Annotated in this window: 23 protein-coding genes; 15 read left to right on the top strand and 8 right to left on the bottom strand. The window is 64.5% G+C overall.

Features of this window, described 5'->3' with window-relative positions; all coding sequences use genetic code 11:
* Positions 1–6 precede the first annotated feature (6 nt).
* A complete protein-coding gene (locus CIT37_RS29985) occupies positions 7–1,803 on the bottom strand; it encodes a thiamine pyrophosphate-requiring protein (protein ID WP_028144037.1) in 1,797 nt (598 codons plus the stop codon).
* A gap of 141 nt (positions 1,804–1,944) precedes the next feature.
* On the opposite strand from CIT37_RS29985, the gene CIT37_RS29980 reads away from it, so the two are divergent.
* The 6 genes from CIT37_RS29980 to CIT37_RS29955 all read left to right on the top strand — a co-directional run bounded on the left by CIT37_RS29980 (position 1,945) and on the right by CIT37_RS29955 (position 6,981).
* Positions 1,945–2,319 carry a PRC-barrel domain-containing protein gene (locus CIT37_RS29980; protein ID WP_028144036.1) on the top strand — a complete coding sequence of 125 codons (375 nt, stop codon included), beginning with the start codon at positions 1,945–1,947 and terminating at the stop codon, positions 2,317–2,319.
* Positions 2,320–2,340: 21 nt separating this feature from the next.
* A complete protein-coding gene (locus tag CIT37_RS29975; RefSeq protein WP_018321727.1) occupies positions 2,341–2,499 on the top strand; it encodes a hypothetical protein in 159 nt (52 codons plus the stop codon).
* A gap of 220 nt (positions 2,500–2,719) precedes the next feature.
* Positions 2,720–3,721, top strand: coding sequence for an NAD(P)H-dependent flavin oxidoreductase (locus CIT37_RS29970; RefSeq protein ID WP_028144035.1), 1,002 nt, complete (start codon positions 2,720–2,722; stop codon positions 3,719–3,721).
* 108 nt (positions 3,722–3,829) lie between these two features.
* A complete protein-coding gene (locus tag CIT37_RS29965) occupies positions 3,830–4,249 on the top strand; it encodes a hypothetical protein (protein WP_028144034.1) in 420 nt (139 codons plus the stop codon).
* A gap of 119 nt (positions 4,250–4,368) precedes the next feature.
* A complete protein-coding gene (locus CIT37_RS29960) occupies positions 4,369–5,943 on the top strand; it encodes an alkaline phosphatase D family protein (protein ID WP_095426968.1) in 1,575 nt (524 codons plus the stop codon).
* 219 nt (positions 5,944–6,162) lie between these two features.
* On the top strand, positions 6,163–6,981 hold the full coding sequence (locus CIT37_RS29955; protein ID WP_095426969.1) for an aldo/keto reductase: 819 nt from the start codon (positions 6,163–6,165) through the stop codon (positions 6,979–6,981).
* Between the two features lie 217 nt (positions 6,982–7,198).
* Here the strand turns inward: CIT37_RS29955 and CIT37_RS29950 are convergent, their stop codons facing one another.
* Both CIT37_RS29950 and CIT37_RS29945 read right to left on the bottom strand, forming a co-directional pair.
* Positions 7,199–7,438, bottom strand: a complete 240-nt coding sequence (locus CIT37_RS29950) for a hypothetical protein (protein WP_028144031.1) — start codon at positions 7,436–7,438, stop codon at positions 7,199–7,201.
* A 95-nt stretch (positions 7,439–7,533) separates the two neighbouring features.
* The gene (locus CIT37_RS29945; protein WP_028144030.1) at positions 7,534–7,989 is read right to left on the bottom strand and encodes a hypothetical protein; all 456 of its coding nucleotides are present in this window, start codon (positions 7,987–7,989) and stop codon (positions 7,534–7,536) included.
* A 159-nt stretch (positions 7,990–8,148) separates the two neighbouring features.
* Between CIT37_RS29945 and CIT37_RS29940 the strand changes: the two genes are divergently transcribed.
* Positions 8,149–8,421 (top strand): helix-turn-helix domain-containing protein, encoded by a 273-nt coding sequence (locus CIT37_RS29940; RefSeq protein ID WP_161966504.1) that lies wholly within the window; start codon positions 8,149–8,151, stop codon positions 8,419–8,421.
* A gap of 18 nt (positions 8,422–8,439) precedes the next feature.
* The gene (hpaD, locus tag CIT37_RS29935) at positions 8,440–9,294 is read left to right on the top strand and encodes a 3,4-dihydroxyphenylacetate 2,3-dioxygenase (protein WP_095426971.1); all 855 of its coding nucleotides are present in this window, start codon (positions 8,440–8,442) and stop codon (positions 9,292–9,294) included.
* Between the two features lie 10 nt (positions 9,295–9,304).
* On the opposite strand, the gene CIT37_RS29930 is transcribed toward hpaD, so the two are convergent.
* Entirely contained in the window at positions 9,305–10,537 is a 1,233-nt protein-coding gene (locus CIT37_RS29930; RefSeq protein WP_095426972.1) for an aminotransferase-like domain-containing protein, read from the bottom strand.
* 122 nt (positions 10,538–10,659) lie between these two features.
* Positions 10,660–11,187 carry a DUF3124 domain-containing protein gene (locus tag CIT37_RS29925; RefSeq protein ID WP_161966503.1) on the bottom strand — a complete coding sequence of 176 codons (528 nt, stop codon included), beginning with the start codon at positions 11,185–11,187 and terminating at the stop codon, positions 10,660–10,662.
* A gap of 67 nt (positions 11,188–11,254) precedes the next feature.
* On the opposite strand from CIT37_RS29925, the gene CIT37_RS29920 reads away from it, so the two are divergent.
* The 4 genes from CIT37_RS29920 (at position 11,255) to CIT37_RS29905 (ending at position 16,679) form a co-directional block, all read left to right on the top strand.
* Positions 11,255–12,985: a cation:proton antiporter domain-containing protein gene (locus CIT37_RS29920; protein WP_028144026.1), complete on the top strand. Its 1,731-nt coding sequence runs from the start codon at positions 11,255–11,257 to the stop codon at positions 12,983–12,985.
* A gap of 184 nt (positions 12,986–13,169) precedes the next feature.
* Entirely contained in the window at positions 13,170–14,246 is a 1,077-nt protein-coding gene (gene ribB / locus CIT37_RS29915; RefSeq protein ID WP_038950571.1) for a 3,4-dihydroxy-2-butanone-4-phosphate synthase, read from the top strand.
* 128 nt (positions 14,247–14,374) lie between these two features.
* Positions 14,375–15,589: an acyl-CoA dehydrogenase gene (locus CIT37_RS29910; RefSeq protein WP_028144024.1), complete on the top strand. Its 1,215-nt coding sequence runs from the start codon at positions 14,375–14,377 to the stop codon at positions 15,587–15,589.
* Positions 15,590–15,755: 166 nt separating this feature from the next.
* Positions 15,756–16,679: an MBL fold metallo-hydrolase gene (locus tag CIT37_RS29905; protein WP_095426974.1), complete on the top strand. Its 924-nt coding sequence runs from the start codon at positions 15,756–15,758 to the stop codon at positions 16,677–16,679.
* Between the two features lie 114 nt (positions 16,680–16,793).
* Here CIT37_RS29905 and CIT37_RS29900 read toward each other — a convergent pair whose 3' ends face one another.
* Both CIT37_RS29900 and CIT37_RS29895 read right to left on the bottom strand, forming a co-directional pair.
* Positions 16,794–17,648 carry a DUF1499 domain-containing protein gene (locus tag CIT37_RS29900; protein ID WP_028144022.1) on the bottom strand — a complete coding sequence of 285 codons (855 nt, stop codon included), beginning with the start codon at positions 17,646–17,648 and terminating at the stop codon, positions 16,794–16,796.
* 287 nt (positions 17,649–17,935) lie between these two features.
* Positions 17,936–19,564, bottom strand: a complete 1,629-nt coding sequence (locus CIT37_RS29895; RefSeq protein ID WP_038950567.1) for a fatty-acid--CoA ligase — start codon at positions 19,562–19,564, stop codon at positions 17,936–17,938.
* 65 nt (positions 19,565–19,629) lie between these two features.
* Between CIT37_RS29895 and CIT37_RS29890 the strand changes: the two genes are divergently transcribed.
* Together CIT37_RS29890 and CIT37_RS29885 are read left to right on the top strand one after the other, a co-directional pair.
* A complete protein-coding gene (locus tag CIT37_RS29890) occupies positions 19,630–20,709 on the top strand; it encodes an extensin family protein (RefSeq protein ID WP_095426975.1) in 1,080 nt (359 codons plus the stop codon).
* Positions 20,710–20,856: 147 nt separating this feature from the next.
* Positions 20,857–22,203, top strand: coding sequence for an IS5-like element ISBj5_B family transposase (locus CIT37_RS29885; RefSeq protein WP_011084757.1), 1,347 nt, complete (start codon positions 20,857–20,859; stop codon positions 22,201–22,203).
* A gap of 114 nt (positions 22,204–22,317) precedes the next feature.
* On the opposite strand, the gene CIT37_RS29880 is transcribed toward CIT37_RS29885, so the two are convergent.
* The gene (locus CIT37_RS29880; RefSeq protein WP_018321707.1) at positions 22,318–23,004 is read right to left on the bottom strand and encodes a L,D-transpeptidase; all 687 of its coding nucleotides are present in this window, start codon (positions 23,002–23,004) and stop codon (positions 22,318–22,320) included.
* A 337-nt stretch (positions 23,005–23,341) separates the two neighbouring features.
* Here CIT37_RS29880 and CIT37_RS29875 point away from each other — a divergent pair, with 337 nt between their 5' ends.
* Positions 23,342–24,319 carry a magnesium transporter CorA family protein gene (locus CIT37_RS29875; protein WP_028144018.1) on the top strand — a complete coding sequence of 326 codons (978 nt, stop codon included), beginning with the start codon at positions 23,342–23,344 and terminating at the stop codon, positions 24,317–24,319.
* Positions 24,320–24,379: the final 60 nt, after the last annotated feature.

The following is a 24,379-nucleotide window of genomic DNA, read 5'->3' as shown; positions in this document are numbered from 1 at the left end:
TTGACCTCATTGCTTTCCGGGCAGGATCGTTTCGAGCACCTGCCGCGCTGCTCCCTTGATCATCCCGCTCTCGTTCGGATCGCCCTTCAAGAGGGCGAGCGAGAAGTTCTTGGCCTGCTGAAGCGTGATATGCGGCGGCAGCGGCGGCACTTCGGGATCGGTCTTCACCTCCAGCACGACGGGCATCTCGCTTGCCAGCGCCTGCTCCCAGGCCGAGCCGAGCAACTGTGGGGTGTCGACGAAGATGCCGCGCAGGCCGATGAGCTCGGCGAAGCGTGAATAGGAGACGTCGGGAATGCGCTGCGAGGCTTCGAATTTGGGATCGCCGTTGATGATGCGCTGCTCCCAGGTCACCTGGTTGAGGTCCTCGTTGTTGAAGACGCAGACGACGAAGCGCGGGTCGCGCCAGGAGCGCCAGTATTTCGCGGCGGTGATCAATTCGGCCATGTTGTTCATCTGCATTGCGCCGTCGCCGACCAGCGCGATTACCGGACGGTCCGGATGGGCGTATTTGGCGGCGAGCGCATAGGGCACTGCGGCGCCCATCGAGGCGAGGCCGCCGGAGAGCGAGGCCGTCATGCCGCGGCGCATCTTCAGGTCGCGGGCGAACCAATTGGCGCAAGAGCCGGAATCGCTGGTGATGATCGCACGGTCGGGCAGGCGCGGGGACAATTCCCAGGCGACGAGCTGCGGATTGACGGGCGCCGCCGGCTGATGTGCCCGGCCATCCAGCGTCTTCCACCATGTCGCGACGTCAGCTTCGATACTTTGGCGCCAGGCGCCGTCGCTCTTGGGCTTCAGCCGCGGCAACAGAGCGCGCAGCGTCTCGGCGGCATCGCCCACGAGGCCGACCTCCATGGGAAAGCGGATCGACATCATGCCGGCGTCGATGTCGATCTGCACGCCGCGGGCCGCGCCTTCCTTCGGCAGGAACTCGGCATAGGGGAAGGCAGAGCCGACCATCAGCAGCGTGTCGCACTCCATCATCATGTTGTAGCTGGGCTCGGTGCCGAGCAGGCCGATCGAGCCGGTGACCCATGGCAGGTCGTCGGGCAGTGCTGCCTTGCCGAGCAGCGCCTTGGCGCAGCCGGCCGAGAGCCGGTCAGCGACGGCGATCACCTCGTCGGTGGCGCCAAGGGCGCCGGCGCCGACGAGCATCGCGACCTTCTTGCCGGCATTGAGCACTTCCGCGGCGCGATCGAGATCGGCCTCACGTGGCATGATGCTGGGCGCGCTATAACCAATGCCGGAATGCAGCGTGCCGTGTGCACGCGGCGGGCTCTCGTAAGGCTCTTCCTGCAGGTCGTTGGGCAGGATGATCACGGTCGGGGCCCGCCGCGCCAGCGCGATCCGCACGGCTCGGTCGATCAAGTGTCGCACTTGCGCAGGCGAGGATGCCTGCATGACGTAGGCACCGGCGACGTCCTTGAACATGGAGAGAAGGTCGATCTCCTGCTGATAGTGCCCGCCGAGAGCGTTGCGGGCCTGCTGGCCGACAATCGCCAGCACCGGCTGGTGATCGAGCAGCGCATCGTAGAGCCCGGTGATGAGATGCGAGGCACCCGGGCCCGAGGTCGCGATGCAGACGCCGAGCTGCCCTGAGAATTTTGCGTAGGCGCTGGCCATGAATGCCGCCATCTCCTCGTGCCGCGCCTGCACGAAGCCGATCTCGCCTTCCTTGCCTTGGGCCCGGTTCATCGCGCCGAACACGCCGTTGATGCCGTCGCCGGGATAGCCAAAGATGTGCCGCACGCCCCATTGATGCAGACGCTGGACGATGAAGTCGGAGACGGTCTGGGACATCGCGCGTGGCTCTCGGTTGTGCGTGAAGTTCAGAGAACGGCTCCTTCCCTGCGATGTTCCTGGTCCACTTCCGGGAACATCGGCGCCGGAACGATCGCTTGCTCATCCGGTTGATTCACATTGGCTGAGTGGAGGATTGAGATGCTGAATCAAGGCGAGCTGGGCCGCAGCGAGATGGGACGGCTGATCGGCAGCGACAAGGTCGAGGGAACGTCGGTTTACGGCGCCGACCGCAACCGGATCGGTTCGATCGAACGCGTGATGATCGACAAGGTCAGCGGCAGGGTGTCCTACGCCGTGCTTGGCTTCGGCGGATTCCTGGGCCTCGGCAACGACCACTACCCGTTGCCCTGGCAGTCGCTGAAATACGACACGGAGCTTGGCGGGTATGTCACCGGCATCACCACCAAGGAACTGGAAGGGGCGCCGAAATATGGCGAACGAAGCGATTGGAACTGGGGTGATGATGCCGCGGTGCGCGGCATCAACTCCTATTATGGTGTTCCCTTTGCTTGACGTTCACGGAAAGGGAGATCGATGAGCAAGGAACGGCCTAACGACGATCCCCGGCAGCAGAACGATTGGGGTTCGCACCGGCAGACGGACAAGCCCTGGAAGGGCAATCCGGAGAAGGAGCAGGGATCGGACGAGGAGAAGCCCGATCTCGAGAAATGGCACGAGACGAAGACGCACTGAGACAGGCGGGCTTCCCGTGAGACGTCAGAGACGAGCGCGGCACGCACTGTGCCGCGCTTCTTTTTGAGCCGGCGTTCACGAATGGCAGCGGGGCCCTCGCGAGGTGTGGGCCTCGGGGACCCTCGAAATGGAGATCCACCGTCGGAGAGAAATGGTGACCGCGGCGCAAAAGTCCGGCTAGACTGAACCCGATCTGAGCAAATTCCGGGAGGCGAATTAAGTGAAGACCGCGATCACCGAGCTGTTCGGCATCGAGCACCCCATCATCCAGGGCGGCATGCATTTCGTCGGCTTTGCCGAGCTGGCCGCCGCCGTGTCGAATGCCGGCGGGCTCGGCATCATCACCGGCCTAACGCAGAAGACGCCGGAATTGCTCGCCAAGGAGATCGCGCGCTGCCGCGACATGACCGACAAGCCGTTCGGCGTGAACCTCACCTTCCTGCCGACCTTCGCGGCGCCGCCCTATCCGGAATACATCGCGGCCATCGTCGAGGGTGGCATCAAGGCGGTGGAGACGGCCGGCCGCAGCCCCGAACAATACATGCCGGCGCTGAAGGCGGCGGGCATCAAGGTCATCCACAAATGCACCTCGGTGCGTCACTCACTCAAGGCCGAGCGGATCGGCTGCGATGCCGTCAGCGTCGACGGCTTCGAGTGCGGCGGTCATCCCGGCGAGGACGACATTCCCAACATGATCCTGCTGCCGCGCGCGGCGGAGGAATTGAAGATCCCCTTCGTCGCCTCCGGCGGCATGGCGGACGGGCGCAGCCTCGTCGCGGCATTGTCGCTGGGTGCCGCCGGCATGAACATGGGCACGCGCTTCATCGCCACCAAGGAAGCGCCCGTGCATCAGAACGTGAAGAATGCGCTGGTCGCCGCGACCGAGCTCGACACCCGCCTGATCATGCGCAGCCTGCGCAACACCGAGCGCGTGCTGAGGAACGCCAATGTCGATCGCCTGATCGAGATCGAGCGCGAGAAGGGCGACAAGCTGAAGATCGACGACATCCACGATCAGGTCGCGGGCGTCTATCCCAGGATCATGCTGGAGGGACAGATGGACGCCGGCGCGTGGAGCTGCGGCATGGTCGCCGGCCTGATCCACGACATCCCCTCCTGCAAGGAACTCGTCGATCGGATCATGACCGAGGCGGAACAGATCATCCGTAGCCGTTTGATGGGGTTCCTGGATGGGACGGCGGCGACGCGAAAGGTCGCTTGACACCGCTAAACTTCTTAACCACGGCGGCACTTGGCCGCTGGAATCGCAAGCGAGGCCTCCTAAATAAGGATAAAATATCCCTTTCAAAATCAATTTCAGGAGGCGTCCGTGGTCCTGAAAAGCGTTCCTTTTGCAGTTGCCGTTGCCCTCGTGATCGCATGGGGCGGCTTCGCGCGCGCTGACGACTACAAGCCAGACGAATATCTCGGCCTCGATCTCTCCAAGGCCGTGCTGTCGCCGAAACGTCTCGGGCCCGAGACGCACTTCGCTCCGGTTGCGCTGGAAGCGCGAGGCGGCAATGAGGCGCAGGCCCGCGCCGCACCCGTCGACACGCCGAAGAAGGTTGCGGCCGAACGCGTCCGTGCGGCCGAGCCGAAGGTTGCGCACGCCAGGCCTGCCCAGCCGCGCGGCGCAGCCCGGACCAAACTCGCGCATCGCCACGGCAATCCGCTGGATGCGCAGGCGAGGGATACCCGCATCCAGACCTGGCCGTGCCGCTCCGGCGGCATCTGCAACTGGCAGCGTTAACCCGGTCTGAGCGCGTCATCGGCGCGTCGCAAAACCGTAGGCGCGGGGTCAAGAAACCGTAAGGGTAGGAGTCAAGGAGCGCAGGCACCTTCCGTCGCGATTCGACGAAGGTTTCCTGAATGGCAACGCTCCGCGCTTCGCGCGCATGGACCCGGCGGCAATTCCTGGTCCGCTCGACCTCCAGCCTCGCCGTCGCCTCGCTCGGCACGCTCGCAACGCCACACCTCAGCCGCGCCGCCGATCGGCCGCAGATCGCGGGCGGTATCCAGTCCGGCGACGTCTCTGGGGACTCCGCCGTGATCTGGGCGCGCGCCGACCGCCCCGCGCGGATGCAGGTGGAATGCTCGACCGTCGAGAGCTTCGAGACCATCATCGCGTCAGCTTCGCGCGACGCTCTGCTTGATGCGGATTTCACCGCAAAGCTGCTGCTGAACGATCTGCCGCCCGGCCAGGATATCTTCTACCGCGTGCGCTTCGACGACATCGCGGCCGGCATTGCCGGCGAAAGCCGCGTCGGCCATTTCCGCACCGCGCCGGCCGCGGGCCGGTCGATCTCGTTCGTGTGGTCCGGGGATGTCGCGGGGCAGGGCTGGGGTATCGACGTTTCGCGCGGCGGCTATCGCAGCTATCGCACCATGCTCGATAACCGTCCGGATTTCTTCATCCACTCCGGAGATCACATCTACGCCGACTGCACGGTTCCTTCCGAGCAGAGGCTGCCGAACGGCGAGATCTGGCGCAACCTCGTGACCGAGGAAAAGTCCGAGGTCGCGCACACACTGGGGCAGTTTCGCGGCAATTACAGATACAACCATCTCGACGAGAATTTTCGCGCCTTCCACGCCGAGGTGCCGATGTTCGCGCAATGGGACGACCACGAGGTCACCAACGACTGGTCACCGGCCGGCAGCCATGACGAGGCCGGTTATGACGACGACGGCACCCCGCGCCTGGTCGCGCGCGCCCGCCGCGCCTTCTTCGACTTCATGCCGATCCGCGATATCGGCGCGCGGCAAGGCCGGGTCTATCGCAAGATCGCCTACGGCCCGCTGCTGGACGTCTTCATGATCGACATGCGCAGCTATCGCGACGACAGCTGGAACAAGGGCGGCGATCACCGCGGCTGGATTTTGGGTGCCGAGCAACTCGCCTGGCTGAAGCGCGAGCTCGCGGCCTCGCGCGCGACCTGGAAGGTGATCGCGGCCGATTTGCCGATCGGCCTGGTCAGCCTGGATGCCGTCGCGCTCGGCGATGGGCCGCCCGACCGGCGCGAGCACGAGATCGCCGACCTTCTGGCCTCCATCAAGCGCGCCGGCGTGCGCAACATCGTCTGGCTGACCGCCGACATGCATTACACCGCCGCGCATTATTACGATCCCGGCAAGGCGCAGTTTCAAGACTTCGAGCCGTTCTGGGAGTTCGTCTCTGGCCCGCTGCACGCCGGCACCTGGGGCCCGGGCGAGCTCGACAACACCTTTGGTCCGGTCGCGCTGTACCAGAACGGCTGTAGCGCGGCGCAGGGCGAGAATTTGGCGCCGTGTTTCGGACTGCAATTCTTCGGCCGCGTCGACATCGACGGTGCCAGCGGCGTGATGACTGTGACCTTGAAAGACGTGGACAATCGCGACCTCTGGTCGGTCGATCTCGAGCCGCAGCCGCAGGCACGACCTGCCGTGGTGGCACAGCATTCGTGAGGGGCGGGGCGATTATGAGCCCAGTTGTCATGGCCGGGCTCGTCCCGGGCATGACGGCTGAGAGGAATCGTGCGTGCAATGCTAACCCGATCTTGATTGGCCGCGCTGCCCATGCCGGGCTATGCTCCTCACTCCCGCCACCTCTTTTCCATCACCAAAGAGTCTGCCCACGCGGCAACGCCGCGTGCATCCAGCGGGTTGAACGACAGGAGCCTGTTCATGGACAATCTGAAGACCCAGGGCATCAGCATGCCCAAGCTCGGCCTCGGCACCTTCCGCATGCAGGGCGATGCCTGCCGCGCCGCAGTCGATAGCGCGCTGTCGATCGGCTATCGCCACATCGACACCGCCGAGATGTACGCCAACGAAGAATCCATCGGCGCTGCCCTTGCCGCGGCTCGCCTCCCGCGCGGCGAGCTGCACGTCACGACCAAGGTCTGGCATGAGAACCTCGGCCCCGACGCGATCCGCCGCGCCTTCGATGCGAGCCTGAACAAGCTCAGGCTCGATCATGTCGATCTCTATCTCGTGCACTGGCCGTCGAAGGCGGCGAACTGGGGTGCGGTGTTCGAGACATTGATGAAGCTGAAGCAGGAGGGGCGCACGCGGGCGATTGGCGTTGCCAATTTCACCACGGCGCTGCTCAAGACCGTGGTCGAGGACATCAGGGTGCCGATCGCCTGCAACCAGATCGAATATCACGCAATGCTCGATCAATCGAAGGTGCTGGCCTATCTCGCCGCGAAGTCGATCCCGCTGGTGGCCTATTGTCCGCTCGCGCAAGGGCGCATTGCCTCGGAGCCGGTGCTGGCCGAGATCGGCGCCAGGCACAACGCAACCGCTGCGCAGGTGGCGCTGAAATGGCTGCTCGACCAGGACGGCGTCGCCGCGATTCCGAAGGCCTCGCGCCGGGAGAGCCAGCAAGCCAATCTCGATGCGCTGAAGATCACGCTCGACGATGCCGACCGCAACAAGATCGCGGCGCTGCCCAAGGATCGCCGCTGCGTCAATCCGGGCTTCGCGCCGGCGTGGGATTAGCTTCGTCAACACGCCCTGCGAACGCAGAATAATCGTAGGGTGGGCAAAGGCGCCCTTGCGCCGTGCCCACCACTTCTCCTTGATCACTACGGAAGCGGTGGGCGACGCTTCCGCCGTCGCTCCTCGAGCTATGGCGGACAAGTCGCTTTGCCCACCCTACAAGACTGCGCGCAAGAGAAATGGCCCCGTGAGGGGCCATTTCCATATGCGCTCTGGATTAGTCCCAGTTGTGATGGCGATGGCTGCGCTTGATCACCACGACCTTGTCGCGATTGTGCCAGCCACGATGCCAACCATGGTCACGATGGCCGCGGAATTCGGCGCGAGCGCCGTACGGCCCGTGATGATGGTGGTGGTAGCCGCCGCGCTTGATCACCACCGTCTCCGCGCTCGCCAGCGTCGGCGCCGCGATCACGAGCGCACCCAGGGCCGCAACCACATAACCAAGCTTCTTCATGATGTCCTCCTCCAATCGAATGCACATTTAAACCGCGCATTGGCGCGAACGTTCCGGAGGAAACGCGGGAGAATTCTGAACAGCTGTTCAGGAGACTAATCGCAGCGTTGCTGCGCCGGCGTCGGCGCGCCGGTGGCGACGTACTTGCCGTCCCTGATCGTGTACTCGCCGCGCTCGCTGCGATTGTAGATCGCGCGCAGGCTGCTGCCGTCCTTCGCCAGCAGCAGCCCGAACTCACGGGCCTGGTGCAGCGAGGGGAAGTACACCATCACATTGAGCAGGCCCTCGGCGCTGACCCTGGCCGACACCACCTCGTTCTCGTCCCTGGCCTCGCCGAAATTGCGCCGGTACATCACCCGGCCGTCCTTCCGGATTTCGTAAGTCAGGAGCGCGCCCTTGTCGCGGTCAGGCCCGGTTGCGCAATCGACCGCCCACGAGCCGAGCAGGCCCCATTGCTCGACCGTCGCGGTCAGTGTCTCGGCACCTGCCGTGGAGGTGATCGCCGCCCACAGCATCGCAGCCGCGATCCAGCGGCTCAAACAACGCGTCATGTCCTGAAGAAACCCCGCCTCGAAGAATTCCAAAGTGTAGCATCCCGTCCGCTTCCGTCCATGGCTGCCGCCGATCGCTCGCGAATTTGATCCGCGTCAATGAGGCCGGTCTTTTCCGGCGTAGGATGGCGCTTCCCGAAGGCGAACCTGGATAGACCAATGCTGAATCAAGTCATGGATTTTGCGGGCGAAGTGCTGCCGGGGAGCTGCGCCGTGCCGCCTTATTCCGAGACCGCGTTTCTGACCGAGCTGGGCGATCGCTTGCGGTCCTCGCGCATGCGCTGCGCCCTGTCGCGCCGCGAGCTGGCCCGCCGTTCCGGGATTTCCGAGCGCTATATCGCCCAGATCGAGGCCGGCAAGGGCAACGTCTCGATCGTCCTCTTGCTGAGGCTGGCCTCCGCGATCCACGGCAGCCAGCCACAGGCGGCCTGACGCTTCGGGGTGACCGCCATGGGGCAACTCGTACTCGCGGCCAAGGTCACCCACGTTCCATCGCTGATGCTGTCGGAGCAACCCGGCAGCCCGTTACGCGATGCGCGCGAGCCGGCGGTCAGGTCTTTGCGCGAGCTCGGCCGGCGGGCGAAGGAGCGCGGCGTGACCTGCTTTGTGGTGTTCGACACCCACTGGCTCTCCAATTTCGGCTACCACATCAATGCCAATGCGCGGCATTGCGGCTCGTTCACGAGCCACGAGGCGCCGCAGATGATCCAGGATCTGCGCTACGATTTGCCGGGCGACACGCGCCTGGCCGAAGCCATCGCTGATAGGGCCGGGGACGCCGGCCTGAACGTGATCGCCCATCAGGTGGCCAGCCTCGGGCTCGAATACGGCACCGTCGTGCCGATGCACTACCTGAACCGGGACGGCTTCGCGAAGGTCGTCTCGGTCGCCTCGCCGCTATTCACCTCCTTCGAGGAGAGCCGGATCCTCGGTGAAGCGACCCGCCGCGCGATCGATGAATCCCGTGAACGCGTCGCAATCATCGCCAGCGGTTCGCTCTCGCATCGGCTCTGGCCGAACAAGAAGCTGGGCCCCGAGGCCTGGACGTCGGTCGCCAGCGAGTTCAACCGTCAGGTCGATCTGCGCGTGCTCGAGCTGTGGCAGAGCCGCCGCTATCGCGAATTCCTCGACATGCTTCCGGATTACGCCACCAAGTGCAACGGCGAAGGCGGCATGGCCGACACCATCATGCTGTTCGCCGCGCTTGGCTGGTACGACTACCGCGGCGCCGCCGAGCAGCTCTGCGACTATTTTCCGTCCTCCGGGAGCGGCCAAGTCAACGTGGAGTTTCACGTCGAGGCGTGAGGCCGCGGCCTCAGGCCCGCTTCTCAACATTGGCACTCCGGGCCGGCACCCCGAATTCCTTGCGGCAGACCTCGGCCAGCACGGCGACGCCCTCGCGGATCTGCTGGTGCGTCGGACTCGCAAAACACAGCCTGAGGCGCGAGCTGGCATGGCTCTTGTTGGTCGACCATTCCGGCCCCGGATTGATCGAGACTCCGGCGGTGAGAGCGGCCTGATAGAGTTTCAGCGTATCGACCTGGTCGGGCAGCTTCACCCAGAGGAAGATGCCGCCCTTGGGCTCCTCGAACTCGGCGGCCGTCCCGAACTGCTCGTTCAGCGCCTCCATCAGCGTGTCGAGCTTGGTGCGCAGCGCCTTGGTCAGGGCCGGCACGTGGCTTGCGAAATGCGGCTTGCAATAGGCGGCGAGCACCATCTGCTCCAGCGCGCCGGAGCCGGCATCCGTCTTCAGCGCCAGCATCCGCGACATCACCTCCCAGGGCGCCACGATGAAGCCGACGCGCAGCGCCGGCGCGATCGACTTGGAGAACGAGCCGATATGAATCACGCCGCCGTTCGGGCTCATCGCATGAATCGCCGGCGGGCGCTTCCCTGACCAGACGAGGTCGGCATAGCAATCGTCCTCGAAGATGGGCACGCCATACTCGGTCGCGAGCCGTACCAGCTCAGTGCGTCGGCTCTCGGGCATGATGCTGCCGGTCGGATTCTGCACCGTCGGAATGGTGTAGATGTATTTCGGCCGGATCCCGCGGCTCTTCAGGTCGGCCAGCGTCGCGGCCAGCACGTCCATGCGCATGCCGTCCTTGTCGAGGGGGACGCCGACCACATTGACGCCGAGCCGTGCCAGGCGGGTCAGCGAGCCCTGATAGCTGTCCTGCTCGAAGATCACTGTGTCGCCGCGGGTCAGCAGCGTCGCGTTGACGAGGTCGAGCGCCTGGAGCGAGCCGGACACGATCAGGAGATCGTCGACGGTGCAGTTGATGCCGGCATCGCGCTTGAGCTTCGTCACCAGGAATTCGCGCAAGGGCAGGTAGCCCTGCGGGCCATGCGCCAGACCGTAGGTCGCGAGCGACCGGCCTTCGCGCTGTAACGCTGAGGTGGTCGCCTCGATCAGGCCCTCGAGCGGCAGTTGCTCGGAATCGTTGTTGCCGCCCACGAAACTGTATTTGGCAAGCCCCGTCCAGCGCGCAGAAGGGGCCGGCAGCCCTGCCGGAAACAGGGGTGCGAAATCGAAGCTGGACGTCATGGGGGTGTTCCTCGTTTTGTTCTTGTTGAGCCAGCCGGCGTTGCGCCGGCCAATCTTGTTTCCTGGCCAACCGCCCGGGTCGGACGGCCTTACTTCCTGCCAACCGTCCGGGTCGGACGGACTCACTTCTTTGTGGCCGTCCTAGTCGGACGGCCCTGGCTGATGAAAGCGTAATGCGCATTGGCGACGCCGCCAACCATCAGGGCCTCGACCACGGGCTCGGCGATCTCGCCTGTCGCGGCCCAGTCGACGAGGAAATTGGCCCCGGTCCCGCCGCGCACGTCGTCGGTCGGAATGAAGATCGAGACTGTGGCCAGCGGCCTCACGGCCACCGGCGCCTTCAGATAACTCTCGACCTGCTTGCCTGCGGTGTCGAAATAGGCGATGCGTTTGATCACCAGTGCTTGCGTCTCGGAGGCGTTGTGAACACTCAAGGTCACCGAGAAGTCGACGCGCAGCTTGCCCTGGCTCATTGCGACGCTGGAATAGGCAGGCACGTAGAAACCACCGGAGATTGCGAGTTCCTCCTTCGGCTGCGCGGTGAGGGAATCGGCAAAGTTCTGTTCAATATTGACCTTGGATTGTGCGACGGCGGGCACGGCAAAGGCGAGGGGACATAGCAGCATTGCTGCGAACAGCCCTTTTCGCATGTGACGAATTGCTCGCTTGCCGCGCCGCAACCCGCCTCTAGGGTGCGGCAAAACGGACCAATTTGGCATGCATGAGCTCATTCGCGACATCACTCTCTGTATTCTATTTGCCTGGATGCTGGGCCTGCTCGCCCATTTCTCCCGGCAGCCGCTCATTCTGGCCTATCTTATCGCCGGCTTTTGCATAGGTCCATTCGGCGCGGGCTGGGTCCATTCGCAGGAATCGATCGGCGTCATCTCCGAGCTCGGCCTGATCTTCATGCTGTTCATGATCGGCCTGGAGATCGATCTGAAGAAGATCGTGCGGGCGGGAAAGGTGATCCTGTTCGCGGCGGGCGGCCAGCTCCTCGGCGGCTGCCTGCTCGGGGTCCTGTTCTTCGTCGGCATCGGCCTGTCACTCGGGGGCGGGCACTTCGATGCGGTCTATCTCTGCGTCGCCTGCGCGCTGTCGAGCACCGTCATCATCGTCAAGGTGCTCTACGAGAAACGCGAGCTCGACACGCTGCCAGGGCGCATCACGCTCGGCGTGCTGGTGCTCCAGGACATCTTCGCCATCCTGTTTCTGGCGGTGCAGCCGAGCCTCGCCAATCTGCAGGCCAGCGTCATCCTGCTCTCGATCGGCCGTGTCGCGGTGCTGGTCGCCGCAGCTCTGCTGGTCAGCCGCTACGTGCTGCCGCGGCTGTTCCACCAGATCGCCCGGCGGCCCGAGCTGATCCTGCTCGGCGCGCTGGCCTGGTGCTTTCTCGTCGCCGAGACCGCCGAGCGGCTGTCGCTGTCGCGCGAGATGGGCGCCCTGATCGCCGGCGTCTCGCTCTCGACCTTTCCCTACGCGCTCGACGTCACCGCCAAGGTCACCACGCTGCGCGACTTCTTCATCACCCTGTTCTTCGTCGCACTCGGCATGACCATTCCCGTCCCCGGCCTCTCCGTGATCGGGCTGGCGCTGATGATCGCGGCTTTCACGGTGGTGAGCCGCCTCGTCACCACCTTCACGCCGCTCTATCTGATGAAGCAGGGCTTGCGCGCCAGCCTGTTGCCGGCGCTGAACCTCGCGCAGATCTCCGAGTTCTCGCTGGTGGTGATCCAGACCGGCGTCGCCGATCACCATATCGCAGCGCAGACGGCGAATGCCGCCTCCTTCGCCTTCGTGGTGCTCGCGGTGCTCTCGACCTTTGCGATGAGCCGCAGCGACGAGATCACCCGCTGGGCGATCGGCCCCCTGAAGCGGATCGGCCTGCGCGACCTCGATCACGGCAACGGCCATGCCGAGGAGGGGCACGAGGGCGGCCATGGCGAGGCCCGCCGTATCGTCATCCTCGGTTTTTTCCGTGCGGCGAGCGCGCTGCTGGCCGAGATCGAACGGCAGACGCCGGTGCTGCTCGAGCAGATCACCGTGGTCGATTTCAACCCCAATGTGTACCAGACGTTGCTGTCGCGCGGCCTGCACGTGATCTATGGCGACATCAGCAGCGCGGATACGCTGCTCCATGCCGGCGTCGGCAAGTCCGAGATGATCATCCTCAGCGTGCCGGATTCGCTGCTGAAGGGCGCCAGCAACGAGAAGCTGGTCCGCCACGTCCGCGCGCTCAATCCGACCGCCCTGATCGTGGCCACGGCCGATCTCCTGTCGGACGTGGACGAGCTCTATGCGGCCGGCGCAAGCTACGTCACCGTGACCCGGCTCAGCGACGCTCATGAGCTGTTCACGGTCATTGAGGCCGCGCAGGCCGGCCTTCTGGCCGACAAGCGCGCCGAGCTCGACCAGCGGCTCGGCGAACGCCGCGAAGTGCTGCCCTGACGGCGCTCGGCCGCCTTCCGCTCCGGCCGTCTGCGCCTATATCCCTGGTATCTTCGGTGCAAGGCTGGGGTGCAAGGCTGGCCTCCGATGGCCCGCTGCCCGGAATATGCGGTTGCGTCCAGGACACTAGCGCCCCGGCTCAAGTCCGGCTAAGCCTCCCGGCATAACCGATAGAGATTGGGACATGCCCGATAGCGTTCAGGAAGTCTTGCAGGCCTTTGCCCGGGGTGAGCTCGTGGTCGTCACCGACGACGAGGACCGTGAGGGTGAGGGCGATCTGATCGTCGCCGCCTCGCTCTGCACCGCCGAGAAGATGGCGTTCATCATCCGCCATACGTCAGGCATCGTCTGCGCGCCGGTGACGACCGAGGACGCGCGCCGCCTGCGGCTCGATCCGATGGTGGCCCACAACGATTCCGCGCACACCACCGCCTTCACGGTGTCGATCGACTACAAGCCTGATGGCGGCACCGGCATCTCCGCCGAGGAGCGCGCCTCCTGCTGCCGCGCGCTGTCCAATCCCAATGTCGGCGCCAACGATTTCGCCCGGCCCGGCCACATCTTCCCGCTGATCGCCAAGGATGGCGGCGTGCTGCTGCGCTCGGGCCATACCGAGGCCGCCGTCGATCTCTGCAAGCTCTCCGGCCTGCCGCCGGTCGGCGTCATCAGCGAATTGATGAACGACGACGGCAGCGTGATGAAGGGCGAGCAGGTCGCGCAGTTCGCGGCCAAGCACAAGCTGAAGCACGTCACCATCGCGGACATGATCGCCTACCGTCAGGCGCGCGAGAAGCTGATCGAGCGGGTCTCGACCTTCGTCACCGAAAGCCCGATCGGACCCTTGCAAGGCTATGCCTACCGTTCGCCGTTCGATTCCATCGCCCACGTCGCTTTCGTCTATAACGGCGTCGGCGACGGCAAGAACGTGCTGACGCGCTTTCACAAGCCGAACATCGTCAAGGACATCTTCACCGGGCACAAGCGCATGGCCGCCGTGCTCGAGCATTTCAAGAAATCCGGCCGAGGGGTGCTGGTTTACTTGCGCGACGGCGCGGCCGGTGTCCCCGTGGCGGCGCTGCCGGACGAGTCGGCGACGGAGGCCGACCGCAACCGCCAGTGGCGCGAGGTCGGCGTCGGCGCGCAGATCTTGCGCGACCTCGGCGTCACCTCGATCCGGCATCTCACCTCCTCGGTGCACGACTACAAGGGCCTGTCGGGCTTCGGCATCGAGATCGTCGCCAACGAACAGCTCGAGAGCTGACGACGCCGTTGCTGGGTTCGCGCCGTTGCGCGATCCGGAATGACCGAACCAGGATGCAATTGCACTTGTTGCCGCGGCGCTTTAGTTTGTCGGGCAATTTCTGACGGAACCAGACGAAAGGACGTTTCATGAGCGTGCGCCCTCAGGCCAAGGACAAGCCGGCTGCGGCTTCTTTCCAATGGGACGATCCGTTCCTGCTCGACGAGCAACTCACCGAAGACGAGCGCATGGTGCGAGACACTGCCCGCGCCTATGCCCAGGACAAGCTGCTGCCGCGCGTCTCCAAGGCCTATCTCGAAGAGACGACCGATCGCGAGATCTTCAACGAAATGGGCGAGCTCGGCCTGATCGGCATTACGCTGCCGGAGGAATATGGCTGCGCCAATGCGAGCTACGTCGCCTATGGCCTCGTCGCGCGCGAGATCGAGCGGGTCGATTCCGGCTATCGCTCGATGAACTCGGTGCAGTCCTCGCTGGTGATGTATCCGATCTACGCCTATGGCGACGAGAACCAGCGCAAGAAGTATCTGCCGAAGCTCGCCAGCGGCGAGTGGGTCGGCTGCTTCGGCCTGACCGAGCCTGATGCCGGCTCCGATCCGGCCGGCATGAAGACGCGCGCCGAGAAGGTCGCGGACGGCTACCGCCTCACGGGCAGCAAGATGTGGATCTCCAACGCGCCGATCGCCGACGTGTTCGTGGTCTGGGCCAAATCGGCCGCGCACGACAACCAGATCCGCGGCTTCGTGCTGGAGAAGGGCATGAAGGGCCTCTCCGCGCCGAAGATCGGCGGCAAGCTCTCGCTTCGCGCCTCCATCACCGGCGAGGTCGTGATGGACGGCGTCGTGGTTCCCGAAGACGCGCTGCTGCCCAACGTCTCCGGCCTCAAGGGGCCGTTCGGCTGCCTCAACCGCGCCCGCTACGGCATCTCCTGGGGCGCGCTCGGCGCGGCCGAGGACTGCATGCATCGCGCGCGCCAGTACACGCTCGACCGCAAGCAGTTCGGCAAGCCGCTCGCCGCGACCCAGCTCGTGCAGAAGAAGCTCGCCGACATGGAGACCGAGATCGCGCTCGGCCTGCAGGGCTCGCTTCGCGTCGGCCGCCTGATGGACGAGGGCAAGTTCGCGCCCGAGATGATCTCGATCATGAAGCGCAACAATTGCGGCAAGGCCCTCGACATCGCCCGTGTCGCGCGCGACATGCACGGCGGCAACGGCATCTCGATCGAGTACCATGTGATGCGCCACGTCCATAACCTCGAGACGGTCAACACCTACGAGGGCACCCACGACGTCCACGCGCTGATCCTGGGCCGCGCCATCACGGGCATTCAGGCGTTCTTCTGAGCTCGTAAGGTTCCGCGGCAGGAAACTCTTCGACGTCATGGCCGGGCAAAAGCGCGAAGCGCGTCTTCGCGCGAGACGACCCGGCCATCGACGTCTTAGGCCGCGCGAGGAACGTGGATGCCCGGCACAAGGCCGGGCATGACGAAGTCAGCAGTATGAGCAAGCCATGTCCGACAATGACGACGTCCCGTTCAACCGCAACTTTCCGCTCAAAGCCGGCATCGTCGAGGAAGTCCGACCCGGCGTGCGCCGCGTGCTCTGCAACAATCCGAGCCCGTTCACCTTCACCGGCACGGTCAGCTACATCGTCGGCAAGGGCAATGTCGCGATCATCGATCCCGGTCCGGAGGATGCGGCCCATGCGGCTGCGCTGCTCGATGCCGTGCGCGGCGAGACGGTGAGCCATATCTTCGTCACCCACACCCATCGCGACCATTCACCGAACACCGCGCGGATCAAGCAGGCGACCGGCGCGCCGGTTTATGCCGAGGGCCCGCACCGCGCCTCGCGCCCGCGTTTCGAGAGCGAGAAGCACAATCCGGAATCCGGCGCCGACCGCGATTTTGCACCGGACGTCAAGGTCGCCCATGGCGATGTCGTCGAAGGCGACGGCTGGCGGCTCGAGGCCGTGGCGACGCCGGGGCACACCGCCAATCATCTGGCATTCGCCTGGCCGGAGCGAAAGTTCAACTTCGTCGGCGATCACGTGATGGGCTGGTCGACTTCGATCGTGGCGCCGCCCGACGGCTCGATGATCGACTACATGGACTCGCTCGACCGGCTCGCCGCACGCGAGGAGGATCTCTACTTCTCCGGCCATGGCCCCGAGATCCCCGACGGCCAGCGCTTCGTGCGCTTCCTGATCCGTCATCGCAAGGCGCGCGAGGCCTCGATCCTGCACCGCCTCGCCAAGGGCGAGACCGACATCCCGACCATGGTCCGCGCGATCTATATCGGCATCGATCCGAGGCTGACGACGGCCGCCGGCTATTCCGTGCTGGCGCACCTGGAAGATCTGGTCGCCCGCGGCGTGGTCGCGACCGAGGGCGATCCCGTGATTGGCGGGACGTATCGGATGGCTGGCGCGTAGCCTTCGCCGTCATTCCGGGGCTCGCGAAGCGAGAGCCCGGAATCCATTCATCGACAAACTCCGCCGCCCGATGGATTCCGGGTTCGTGCTTCGCACGCCCCGGATGACAGCCAGCTATTTCTTCACCGTCTTTGCCGGCGCCTTCGGCGGCGCCACCGGCGTCTTCTTCACCGGCTTGAGCGCGTCGGCATCGGCGGCGGTGTTGAGATCGTCGATGAATTTCTTGACGCGCGCGGCATTGCTGCCGAGATCGCTGTCGAAATTGCGCGAGGCAGAGCGGATGTCGACGCGGGAATCATCGCCGTCCGGCACGAACCTTATCGAAATGTCCTCGCGAAAACCCATGATCGGCGTGCGCGCCACCGCCTCGATACGGCCGATGCGGCGCGGCGGCTGCGGTGCGCGCTCGTCGATGACGATCCATTTGCGCTTGTTGACGAGTTGCAGCGCGATCGCATAGGCGCGGTCGACGGAAATCTCGAGCTCGACGGGCTCGATATCAGGGTAGAAATGGCGCTGCTGCTCCGCCGAATAGAGCCCGGCATACACCGCGGTGTTGGTGCCCTCGCCGGTGCGCAGGCGCGCCAGCGCGTCGAAACGCGGCGGATCGATCGGGTCGGTGGTGATGTCGTAGATCGCCGGCAGCTTGCGATATTGCAAGGCCAGATAGGCGGGATAGGCGAGGATCGCCCCGTCGATGAGCAAAGCGAGCAGGATGCGCGCCATGCCGCGCGAGCCGTTCTGCCAGATCGCGGCAAAGCCGGCGAGCCCGAACAGGATCGACAGGCCCGATATCGCGAGCCCGCCGAAGAAGGTCGCGAGCGCCGGCTTCGGCTCCAGGAAATCGAAGCGGACGATGATGATCGAGACCACCACCGCCACCACCGCGAACACGGCCAGATTGCGCGCCCAGCTCGCGAGGCTGGACACGGGCTCCGACTGATAGGGAGCGGAAAACCTGCGGGCCATCGAGTGAGCTCTGCCGGGGTTGGCGATGCCGGCCGATCTGGCGCGACGATGGGCCGTTGAGACCACGGCGCGGGGGCAAATTCAAGGGACTTACCCTCCCCTGGAGGGGGAGGGTCGATCGCGCGGAGCGCGAGCGGGGTGGGGTGACAGTGTCTCCATTTGAGGCGGTGACCGTGTGGAGAGATCACCCCACCCCGTCTCACATTGCGCTTCGCTTCATGTGAGCCGACCCACGGGCGAGCTCCGCTCGTCCCGGACCCTCCAGGGGAGGGTGGCCCCGAGCGCGCTTACGCCGCCGCGTTCGGGAAGCGATAATCCTTGAACTGGTCGCGCAGCGCCGTCTTCAGGATCTTGCCAGTGGCGGTGTGCGGAATACCTTCGACGAAGGCGACGTCGTCGGGCATCCACCATTTGGCGATCTTGCCGTCCATGTATTTGAGGATCTCCTCGCGGGTGGCCTGCTGACCCTGCTTGAGCTGCACGATCAGGAGCGGCCGCTCGTCCCATTTGGGGTGGAACACGCCGATCACGGCAGCTTCCGCCACGGCCGGATGACCGACCGCGAGGTTTTCGAGGTCGATCGAGGAGATCCACTCGCCGCCGGACTTGATCACGTCCTTGGAGCGGTCGGTGATCCGCATGTAGCCGTCCTCGTCGATGGTCGAGACGTCGCCGGTATCAAAGAAGCCGTCCTCGTCGAGGATGCTGCTCTCGACACGGTAATAGGCCTTGGCGACGGCAGGGCCGGAGACCTTGAGGCGGCCGAAGGTCTTGCCGTCCCAGGGCAGCTCCTTGCCGGCATCGTCGGTGATCTTCATCTCGACCGCGAAGGGCGCATAGCCCTGCATCTGCAGCACGTCGAGCCGCGCATCCCCCGTGGCGTTCTGGAACGGTGGCTTCAGCGCCGCGACGCTGCCGATCGGGCTCATCTCGGTCATGCCCCAGGCGTGACGCACGTTCGAGCCCATGTCGAGGAAGGCCTTGATCATCGAGCGCGGCATCGCCGAGCCGCCGCAGATCACCATCTTCAGGTCCGGCAGCTTGAGATTATTGGCGGTCATGTGCTGGAGCAGCATCAGCCACACGGTGGGCACGCCGGCGGTGTGCGTCACCTTCTCGGTCGAGAGCAGCTCGTAGACCGAGGCGCCGTCGAGCTTGGCGCCGGGCATGACCAGCTTGGTGCCCTGCGAGGGCGCGGAGAAGGCGATGCCCCAGCTATTGGCATGGAACAGCGGAACCACCGGCAGCATCGTCTCGGACGCACTGGTGCCGAGCGCGTCGACATTGTTGGCCATCAGCGCATGCAGCACGTTGGAGCGATGCGAATACAGCACACCCTTCGGGTCACCGGTCGTGCCCGACGTGTAACACATCGCCGCTGCCGTGTTCTCGTCAAAGTCCTTCCATTTGAATTTGCCGTCGGCCTCCGCAATCCAGTCCTCGTAGGCGACCACATTCTTCAGCGTCGTCTGCGGCATGTGCGCCTTGTCGGTGAGCACGACGTAGCGTTCCACGCTCGTCAGCTTGTCGGCGATCTTCTCCAGGACCGGAACGAAGGTGATGTCGGTCATCACGATGCGGTCCTGCGCATGGTTGATGATCCAGGCGATCTGCTCGGGGAAAAGGCGGGGATTGACGGTATGGCAGATGGCGCCGATCCCCATGATGCCGTACCACACCTCGAGATGGCGCCAGGTGTTCCAGGCGATCGTTGCGACACGGTCGCCGAGCTTGATGCCGTCGCGCTCCAGCATCTGCGAGACCTTGAGCGCGCGCTTGTGGATCTCGGCGTAATTGGTGCGATGGATCGGTCCCTCGACCGAGCGAGTAACCACCTCCTGCTTGCCATGAATTTTGGCGGCGTGTTCGATGATCCGGTGGCAGAGCAGGGGCCAATCTTGCATCAAACCAAGCATTCCGACGTTCCTCCGAGAAGTCGCTGGGCGCGTTGTCGCTCTCAGCGTTGGGCCAAAGAATTGTCATGAGTTTTAGCCTGCCGGACTTTCGCCGCAAATGGTCTTGTCGCGGCTATATGTCCGCTGGCGCGGCAATGGTTACCGCTGTGCTCGGGCTGTCGCTCGTGCTCGCCGAGAGGGCAGAGGCGCGAAAATATACGTCCCCGCTGGATATCTTCGGTATCGCCGCACCACGGCCGCGCCCCGCGGTTCATTCCGCCAGGATCCCGCTGCCGCGACCGCGCCCCGAGGAGGCGCCCAAGGCATCGGACGAGGCCCCGCCGGAGGCGGACGGCAAGCCTTCGGCGGACAAGCCCGGCGCCGACAAGCCCGCCGAGGCTGCGGTACCGGCCCAGAAGCCGGTCTCGGCCTGCCGTCTCGCGCTGACCGAGGAGATCGCGATCGCACCCTCGATTCCGGATATCCGCGGCCCCGGCGCCTGTGGCGGCGAGGATCTGGTGCGGCTGGAAGCCGTCGTCCTGCCGGACAAGCGCAAGGTGACGGTCAAGCCGGCGGCGATCCTTCGCTGCACCATGGCGTCGGCGATCGCCGATTGGCTGCGCAAGGACATGGCGCCGCTGGCCACCAGCCTCGGCTCGACCATTGGCGAACTCGACAATTTCGATTCGTTCGAGTGCCGCGGACGCAACCGCGTCGTCGGCGCGCTGCTGTCTGAGCACGGCAAGGCCAACGCCCTCGACGTCCGCGGCATCAAGCTGGCCAATGGGCAGTCAATCGGCCTCACCGACCGCACCATGTCGCGCGAGGTGCGCGAGCGCGTGCTGCACTCGGTCTGCGCGCGGTTTTCCACCGTGCTCGGCCCGGGCTCGGACTGGTACCATGAGGACCATATCCATCTGGATTTGGCGCAGCGGCGCAACGACTACCGGATCTGCCAGTGGAACGTCTGGGATCCCCTGCCGCAGGTCGCCCCGCTGCTGCCGGCGGAACGCCCCGAGGAGGCGCCACCGCGCGAGGTCGCGGCCAAGCCCGAGGTCAAGCCCGAGGCCAAGCCCGAGGCCAAGCCTGAAGAAAAGGAAGGAGCTGACGACGAGGCGGTGGAGAAGTCCGCGGCGCCTGCGAAGTCGTCCGTGAAGAAGGACTAAGCCACTGATCGGGAATCTCGATTTGGGCTAAGGGGCATTTCCAGATTGCAAGGTTTTGATGCTTTGGGCGTCAGAACCTTGCGATTTGGTTTTCGTGGATTCCCTCGAAGCGGGAAGCATGATTCCTTGTCTGCATCGGAGGGAACGATGCGGCCGAAGAAGCACAAGACGACGGGATCGAACGATCTGTTCCGGGCTCGGCTCGACCAGATCATCAATATGAAGCACGAGCTGGTTCTGCTCGCCGGCAAGGTCGATTGGGACTGGATCGACGGCGAGATCGCGCCGCTCTACAGCGAGAACGGCAGGCCCGGGATCGAGACGCGCTTCATGATCGGTCTGCTGTTGCTCAAGCACATTTACGGGCTGTCCGATGAGGAGGTGTGCGAGCGCTGGGTCCATGACCCATACTTCCAGTTCTTCACCGGGGAAGAGTTCTTTCAGCACACGTTCCCGCACGAGCGCTCGGACCTGAGCCATTGGCGCAAGCGGCTTGGCGACAAGCTGGAGTTGCTGCTGGCCGAGAGCTTGCGGGTAGCGCACGAGGCCGGTGCATTACGCAGCCAGGACCTCAAGCGGGTTACGGTCGACACCACGGTGCAGCCGAAGGCCATCACCTTTCCGACCGATGCCAAGCTGCTGCATGCGGCCATCAAGGGGCTCAACCGCCTGGCGATCAGGCACGGCGTCAGGCTGCGGCAATCCTATGCTCGCATCGCCAAGGCCGCCGCGATGATGGCCGGCCGCTACGCCCATGCCAAACAGTTCAGGCGGCATCAGCGGCAGTTGCGTATCCTGCGTAGCCGGCTGGGCCGGATCATCCGCGACATCCGCCGCAAGATCGAAGGCCAGCCAGCACTGGAGCAGGCGTTCGCCCTCCCGCTCGGCCGGGCCACGCAGATCCGCTCGCAGCAGCAGCGCCAGCGCGGCTGGAAGCTCTATTCCTTCCATGCCCCGGAAGTGGAGTGCATCGGCAAGGGCAAGGCCAGCGCGCCTTACGAGTTCGGCGTGAAGGCCTCCATCGTCACCAACAACCGCCGGGCTCCCGGTGGCCTGTTCGTGCTGCACGCCAGCGCACTGCCCGACAACCCCTACGACGGTCACACCTTGCGGGACGTCATTGACCGCACCGAGACACTCACCGGCTGTCCGATCGAGCGGGCCTATGTCGACAAGGGATACCGCGGCCACGACGCACAAAATCCCCGTCGCGTCTTCATCTCCGGCCAGAAGCGCGGCGTTTTCGGTGTCATCAAGCGCGAGCTGCGCCGCCGCTCCGCCATCGAGCCCATCATCGGACACCTGAAGGCGGAAGGCCACCTCGGGCGCTGCTACCTCAAAGGCCGCGCCGGCGATGCCGCCAACGTCGTCCTCTCAGCCGTCGGACACAACTTCCGCCGCATCCTCGCCTGGCTGAGATATCTCTTGTGCCTGTTCCTGGCCCAGCTATGGCGCACGCTCGCCCGGCCAGCCTCGATCAATCCGGCTTCTTAACGGACGACTGCGAAAAAGCCGGCGGCCGAAGGCAGCAAGTCCCAGCCGCGCAAGTCGGCAACAAAAAAGCGCCGGTGAAACCGGCGCTTTTGGATCTCAGAGATCAGCAGGCGATCAGTAGCTGCCCGCCTGGCCGGTCTGGCTGCCGCCGAGCGCCAGCCGCGAATTGTAGGGCGAATCGCCGTGCTTCGGCTCGAGCACCACGACGAGGGTGCCGAGCTTGACGCGGTCATAGAGATCGATCGCGTCCTCGTTGGTCAGGCGGATGCAGCCCGACGAGATCGAGGCGCCGATATATTCCGGCTGGTTGGTGCCGTGGATGCGGAACAACGTGTCTTTCCCGCCGGAATAGAGGTAAATCGCGCGAGAGCCCATCGGATTGTCCGGGCCAGGTGCGACATAGGTCGGCACGCCCAGGCGCGAAATTTCGCCGGGGGTGGGGTGCCAGGCCGGCCACTCGGTCTTGCTGCCCACCTTGGCGATGCCCGACCAGGCCATGGCCTCTTCGCCAACGGTGATGCCGTAACGGATCGCCTTGCCGCCATCCAGCACGTAATAGAGGTAGTGATTGTCGGAATCGACCACGATCGAGCCGGGCGATTCCTTGCGGTGGTATTGGACGATGGCGCGGCGGAACGGCTCCGCAACCGGGGTGTTCTCGTACCGAACCTTGGCGAGCAGTTCCTTATCCTTCGGCTTGAAGGCTTTGGTGTCGGTCGCCTCGAAATGCGTGGCCTGCATGCAGCCCGACAGCATCAGGCCGGCGGCCAGAATTCCCAACTTAACTTTCAGCGACGACATGATTTGGTTCCAATCAAAACAATACCGTGCGGAAGGCCTGAGCTTACCGCCCAAGTTCCTCGACTCCGTTAATCCCATTATCGTTGAAATCTGCCACAATTCCAGCACTGAAGGCCTTATCCCGCGCTGCGAGACCCAAGCTGTGGCTTTTCTGCCGCAAGTTTTGCGGCCCCGTGAAGATTTTTGGGCCAAAGGGGGCCGGACTGTCGAGTTCGTGCCACAGTTGAGCCATGGCACCGCCACAAATGCCAACGCTCCGTTAATGTGGTTGTCATCGTGAACTTGTCAGAATCGCGCTAAGGGCTGTCATTCTGTCGCAGGTTCTCTGGAGTCGTGCATGTTTTCGGTGTTTGTTCCCTCAGAGTCCGTCCTGAAGAAGGTTGTCATCGAAGATCTTACCGCGTTGCCAGAAAGCGCGGTCTGGATCGATCTCGTCAACCCGAGCGCGGCTGAGGACAAGGCGGTGGAGCGGCTCGCCGGCATCGCCATCCCGACCCGGGAAGACATGCAGGAGATCGAGATCTCCAGCCGTCTCTATATCGAGAACGGCGCCCGCTACATGACCGCGACGCTGATGTGCCACTCCGATACCGACATGCCCCGGACCACGGCGGTGACCTTCATCCTCGGCGACCACCGCCTGGTGACGGTGCGCTACGACCTGCCGAAGCCGTTCGCCCTGGTCGAGGCCAAGCTCGCCCGCTCCTGCACGCCCTCCATTACCGGCGAGATGGTGCTGATGGAACTGCTGGACGCCGTGATCGACCGCTGCGCCGACATCCTGGAGCGCTGCGGCGCCGAGATCGACCAGGTCAGCCACGACATCTTCGAGCCCGAGAGCGAGCGCCACGGTCACGCCAAGCAGTATTCCCAGATCCTGATCTCGATCGGCCGCAAAGGCGATCTGACCTCGAAGGTTCGCGAGAGCCTGGTGTCGATCGGCCGCGTCGTCACCTTCCTTTCGGCGGTGGTGGAGGGCGTGAAATGGTCGAAGGACATGCGCGAGCAGCTCAAGACCATGCAGCGTGACGTTTCCTCGCTGACCGACCACGCCTCCTATCTCTCCAGCAAGATCACCTTCGTGCTCGATGCCATGCTCGGCGTCGTCAATCTCGAGCAGAACAACATCATCAAGCTGTTCTCGGTCATGGCCGTCGTGCTGATGCCGCCGACGCTGATCGCCTCGATCTACGGCATGAACTTCAAGATGATGCCGGAACTCGAATGGGCGCACGGCTATCCGATGGCGCTGGTGATGATGCTTGTCGCCGCGATTCTTCCGTACTGGCTCTTCAAGTGGAAGAAGTGGCTCTGATCTCGTCGCGCTCGGAAAATAGCTACCGAGACCTTACGCCGGTCGTACAGACACGGTGAA

The sequence above is a fragment of the Bradyrhizobium ottawaense genome (genome assembly GCF_002278135.3).
Taxonomy (GTDB): domain Bacteria; phylum Pseudomonadota; class Alphaproteobacteria; order Rhizobiales; family Xanthobacteraceae; genus Bradyrhizobium; species Bradyrhizobium ottawaense.
The sequence above is the reverse complement of the archived record's forward strand: the minus strand, read 5'-3'. Positions and strand labels throughout refer to the sequence as shown.

What these genes read in the sequence shown, in the direction of transcription:
- CIT37_RS29985 (WP_028144037.1), bottom strand. Translation starts at nt 1,803, where the DNA reads ATGTCCCAGACCGTCTCCGACTTCATCGTCCAGCGTCTGCATCAATGG.
- CIT37_RS29980 (WP_028144036.1), top strand. Translation starts at nt 1,945, where the DNA reads ATGCTGAATCAAGGCGAGCTGGGCCGCAGCGAGATGGGACGGCTGATC.
- CIT37_RS29975 (WP_018321727.1), top strand. Translation starts at nt 2,341, where the DNA reads ATGAGCAAGGAACGGCCTAACGACGATCCCCGGCAGCAGAACGATTGG.
- CIT37_RS29960 (WP_095426968.1), top strand. Translation starts at nt 4,369, where the DNA reads ATGGCAACGCTCCGCGCTTCGCGCGCATGGACCCGGCGGCAATTCCTG.
- CIT37_RS29955 (WP_095426969.1), top strand. Translation starts at nt 6,163, where the DNA reads ATGGACAATCTGAAGACCCAGGGCATCAGCATGCCCAAGCTCGGCCTC.
- CIT37_RS29950 (WP_028144031.1), bottom strand. Translation starts at nt 7,438, where the DNA reads ATGAAGAAGCTTGGTTATGTGGTTGCGGCCCTGGGTGCGCTCGTGATC.
- CIT37_RS29945 (WP_028144030.1), bottom strand. Translation starts at nt 7,989, where the DNA reads ATGACGCGTTGTTTGAGCCGCTGGATCGCGGCTGCGATGCTGTGGGCG.
- CIT37_RS29940 (WP_161966504.1), top strand. Translation starts at nt 8,149, where the DNA reads ATGCTGAATCAAGTCATGGATTTTGCGGGCGAAGTGCTGCCGGGGAGC.
- hpaD (WP_095426971.1), top strand. Translation starts at nt 8,440, where the DNA reads ATGGGGCAACTCGTACTCGCGGCCAAGGTCACCCACGTTCCATCGCTG.
- CIT37_RS29930 (WP_095426972.1), bottom strand. Translation starts at nt 10,537, where the DNA reads ATGACGTCCAGCTTCGATTTCGCACCCCTGTTTCCGGCAGGGCTGCCG.
- CIT37_RS29925 (WP_161966503.1), bottom strand. Translation starts at nt 11,187, where the DNA reads ATGCGAAAAGGGCTGTTCGCAGCAATGCTGCTATGTCCCCTCGCCTTT.
- CIT37_RS29920 (WP_028144026.1), top strand. Translation starts at nt 11,255, where the DNA reads ATGCATGAGCTCATTCGCGACATCACTCTCTGTATTCTATTTGCCTGG.
- ribB (WP_038950571.1), top strand. Translation starts at nt 13,170, where the DNA reads ATGCCCGATAGCGTTCAGGAAGTCTTGCAGGCCTTTGCCCGGGGTGAG.
- CIT37_RS29910 (WP_028144024.1), top strand. Translation starts at nt 14,375, where the DNA reads ATGAGCGTGCGCCCTCAGGCCAAGGACAAGCCGGCTGCGGCTTCTTTC.
- CIT37_RS29905 (WP_095426974.1), top strand. Translation starts at nt 15,756, where the DNA reads ATGTCCGACAATGACGACGTCCCGTTCAACCGCAACTTTCCGCTCAAA.
- CIT37_RS29900 (WP_028144022.1), bottom strand. Translation starts at nt 17,648, where the DNA reads ATGGCCCGCAGGTTTTCCGCTCCCTATCAGTCGGAGCCCGTGTCCAGC.
- CIT37_RS29895 (WP_038950567.1), bottom strand. Translation starts at nt 19,564, where the DNA reads ATGCTTGGTTTGATGCAAGATTGGCCCCTGCTCTGCCACCGGATCATC.
- CIT37_RS29890 (WP_095426975.1), top strand. Translation starts at nt 19,630, where the DNA reads ATGAGTTTTAGCCTGCCGGACTTTCGCCGCAAATGGTCTTGTCGCGGC.
- CIT37_RS29885 (WP_011084757.1), top strand. Translation starts at nt 20,857, where the DNA reads ATGCGGCCGAAGAAGCACAAGACGACGGGATCGAACGATCTGTTCCGG.
- CIT37_RS29880 (WP_018321707.1), bottom strand. Translation starts at nt 23,004, where the DNA reads ATGTCGTCGCTGAAAGTTAAGTTGGGAATTCTGGCCGCCGGCCTGATG.
- CIT37_RS29875 (WP_028144018.1), top strand. Translation starts at nt 23,342, where the DNA reads ATGTTTTCGGTGTTTGTTCCCTCAGAGTCCGTCCTGAAGAAGGTTGTC.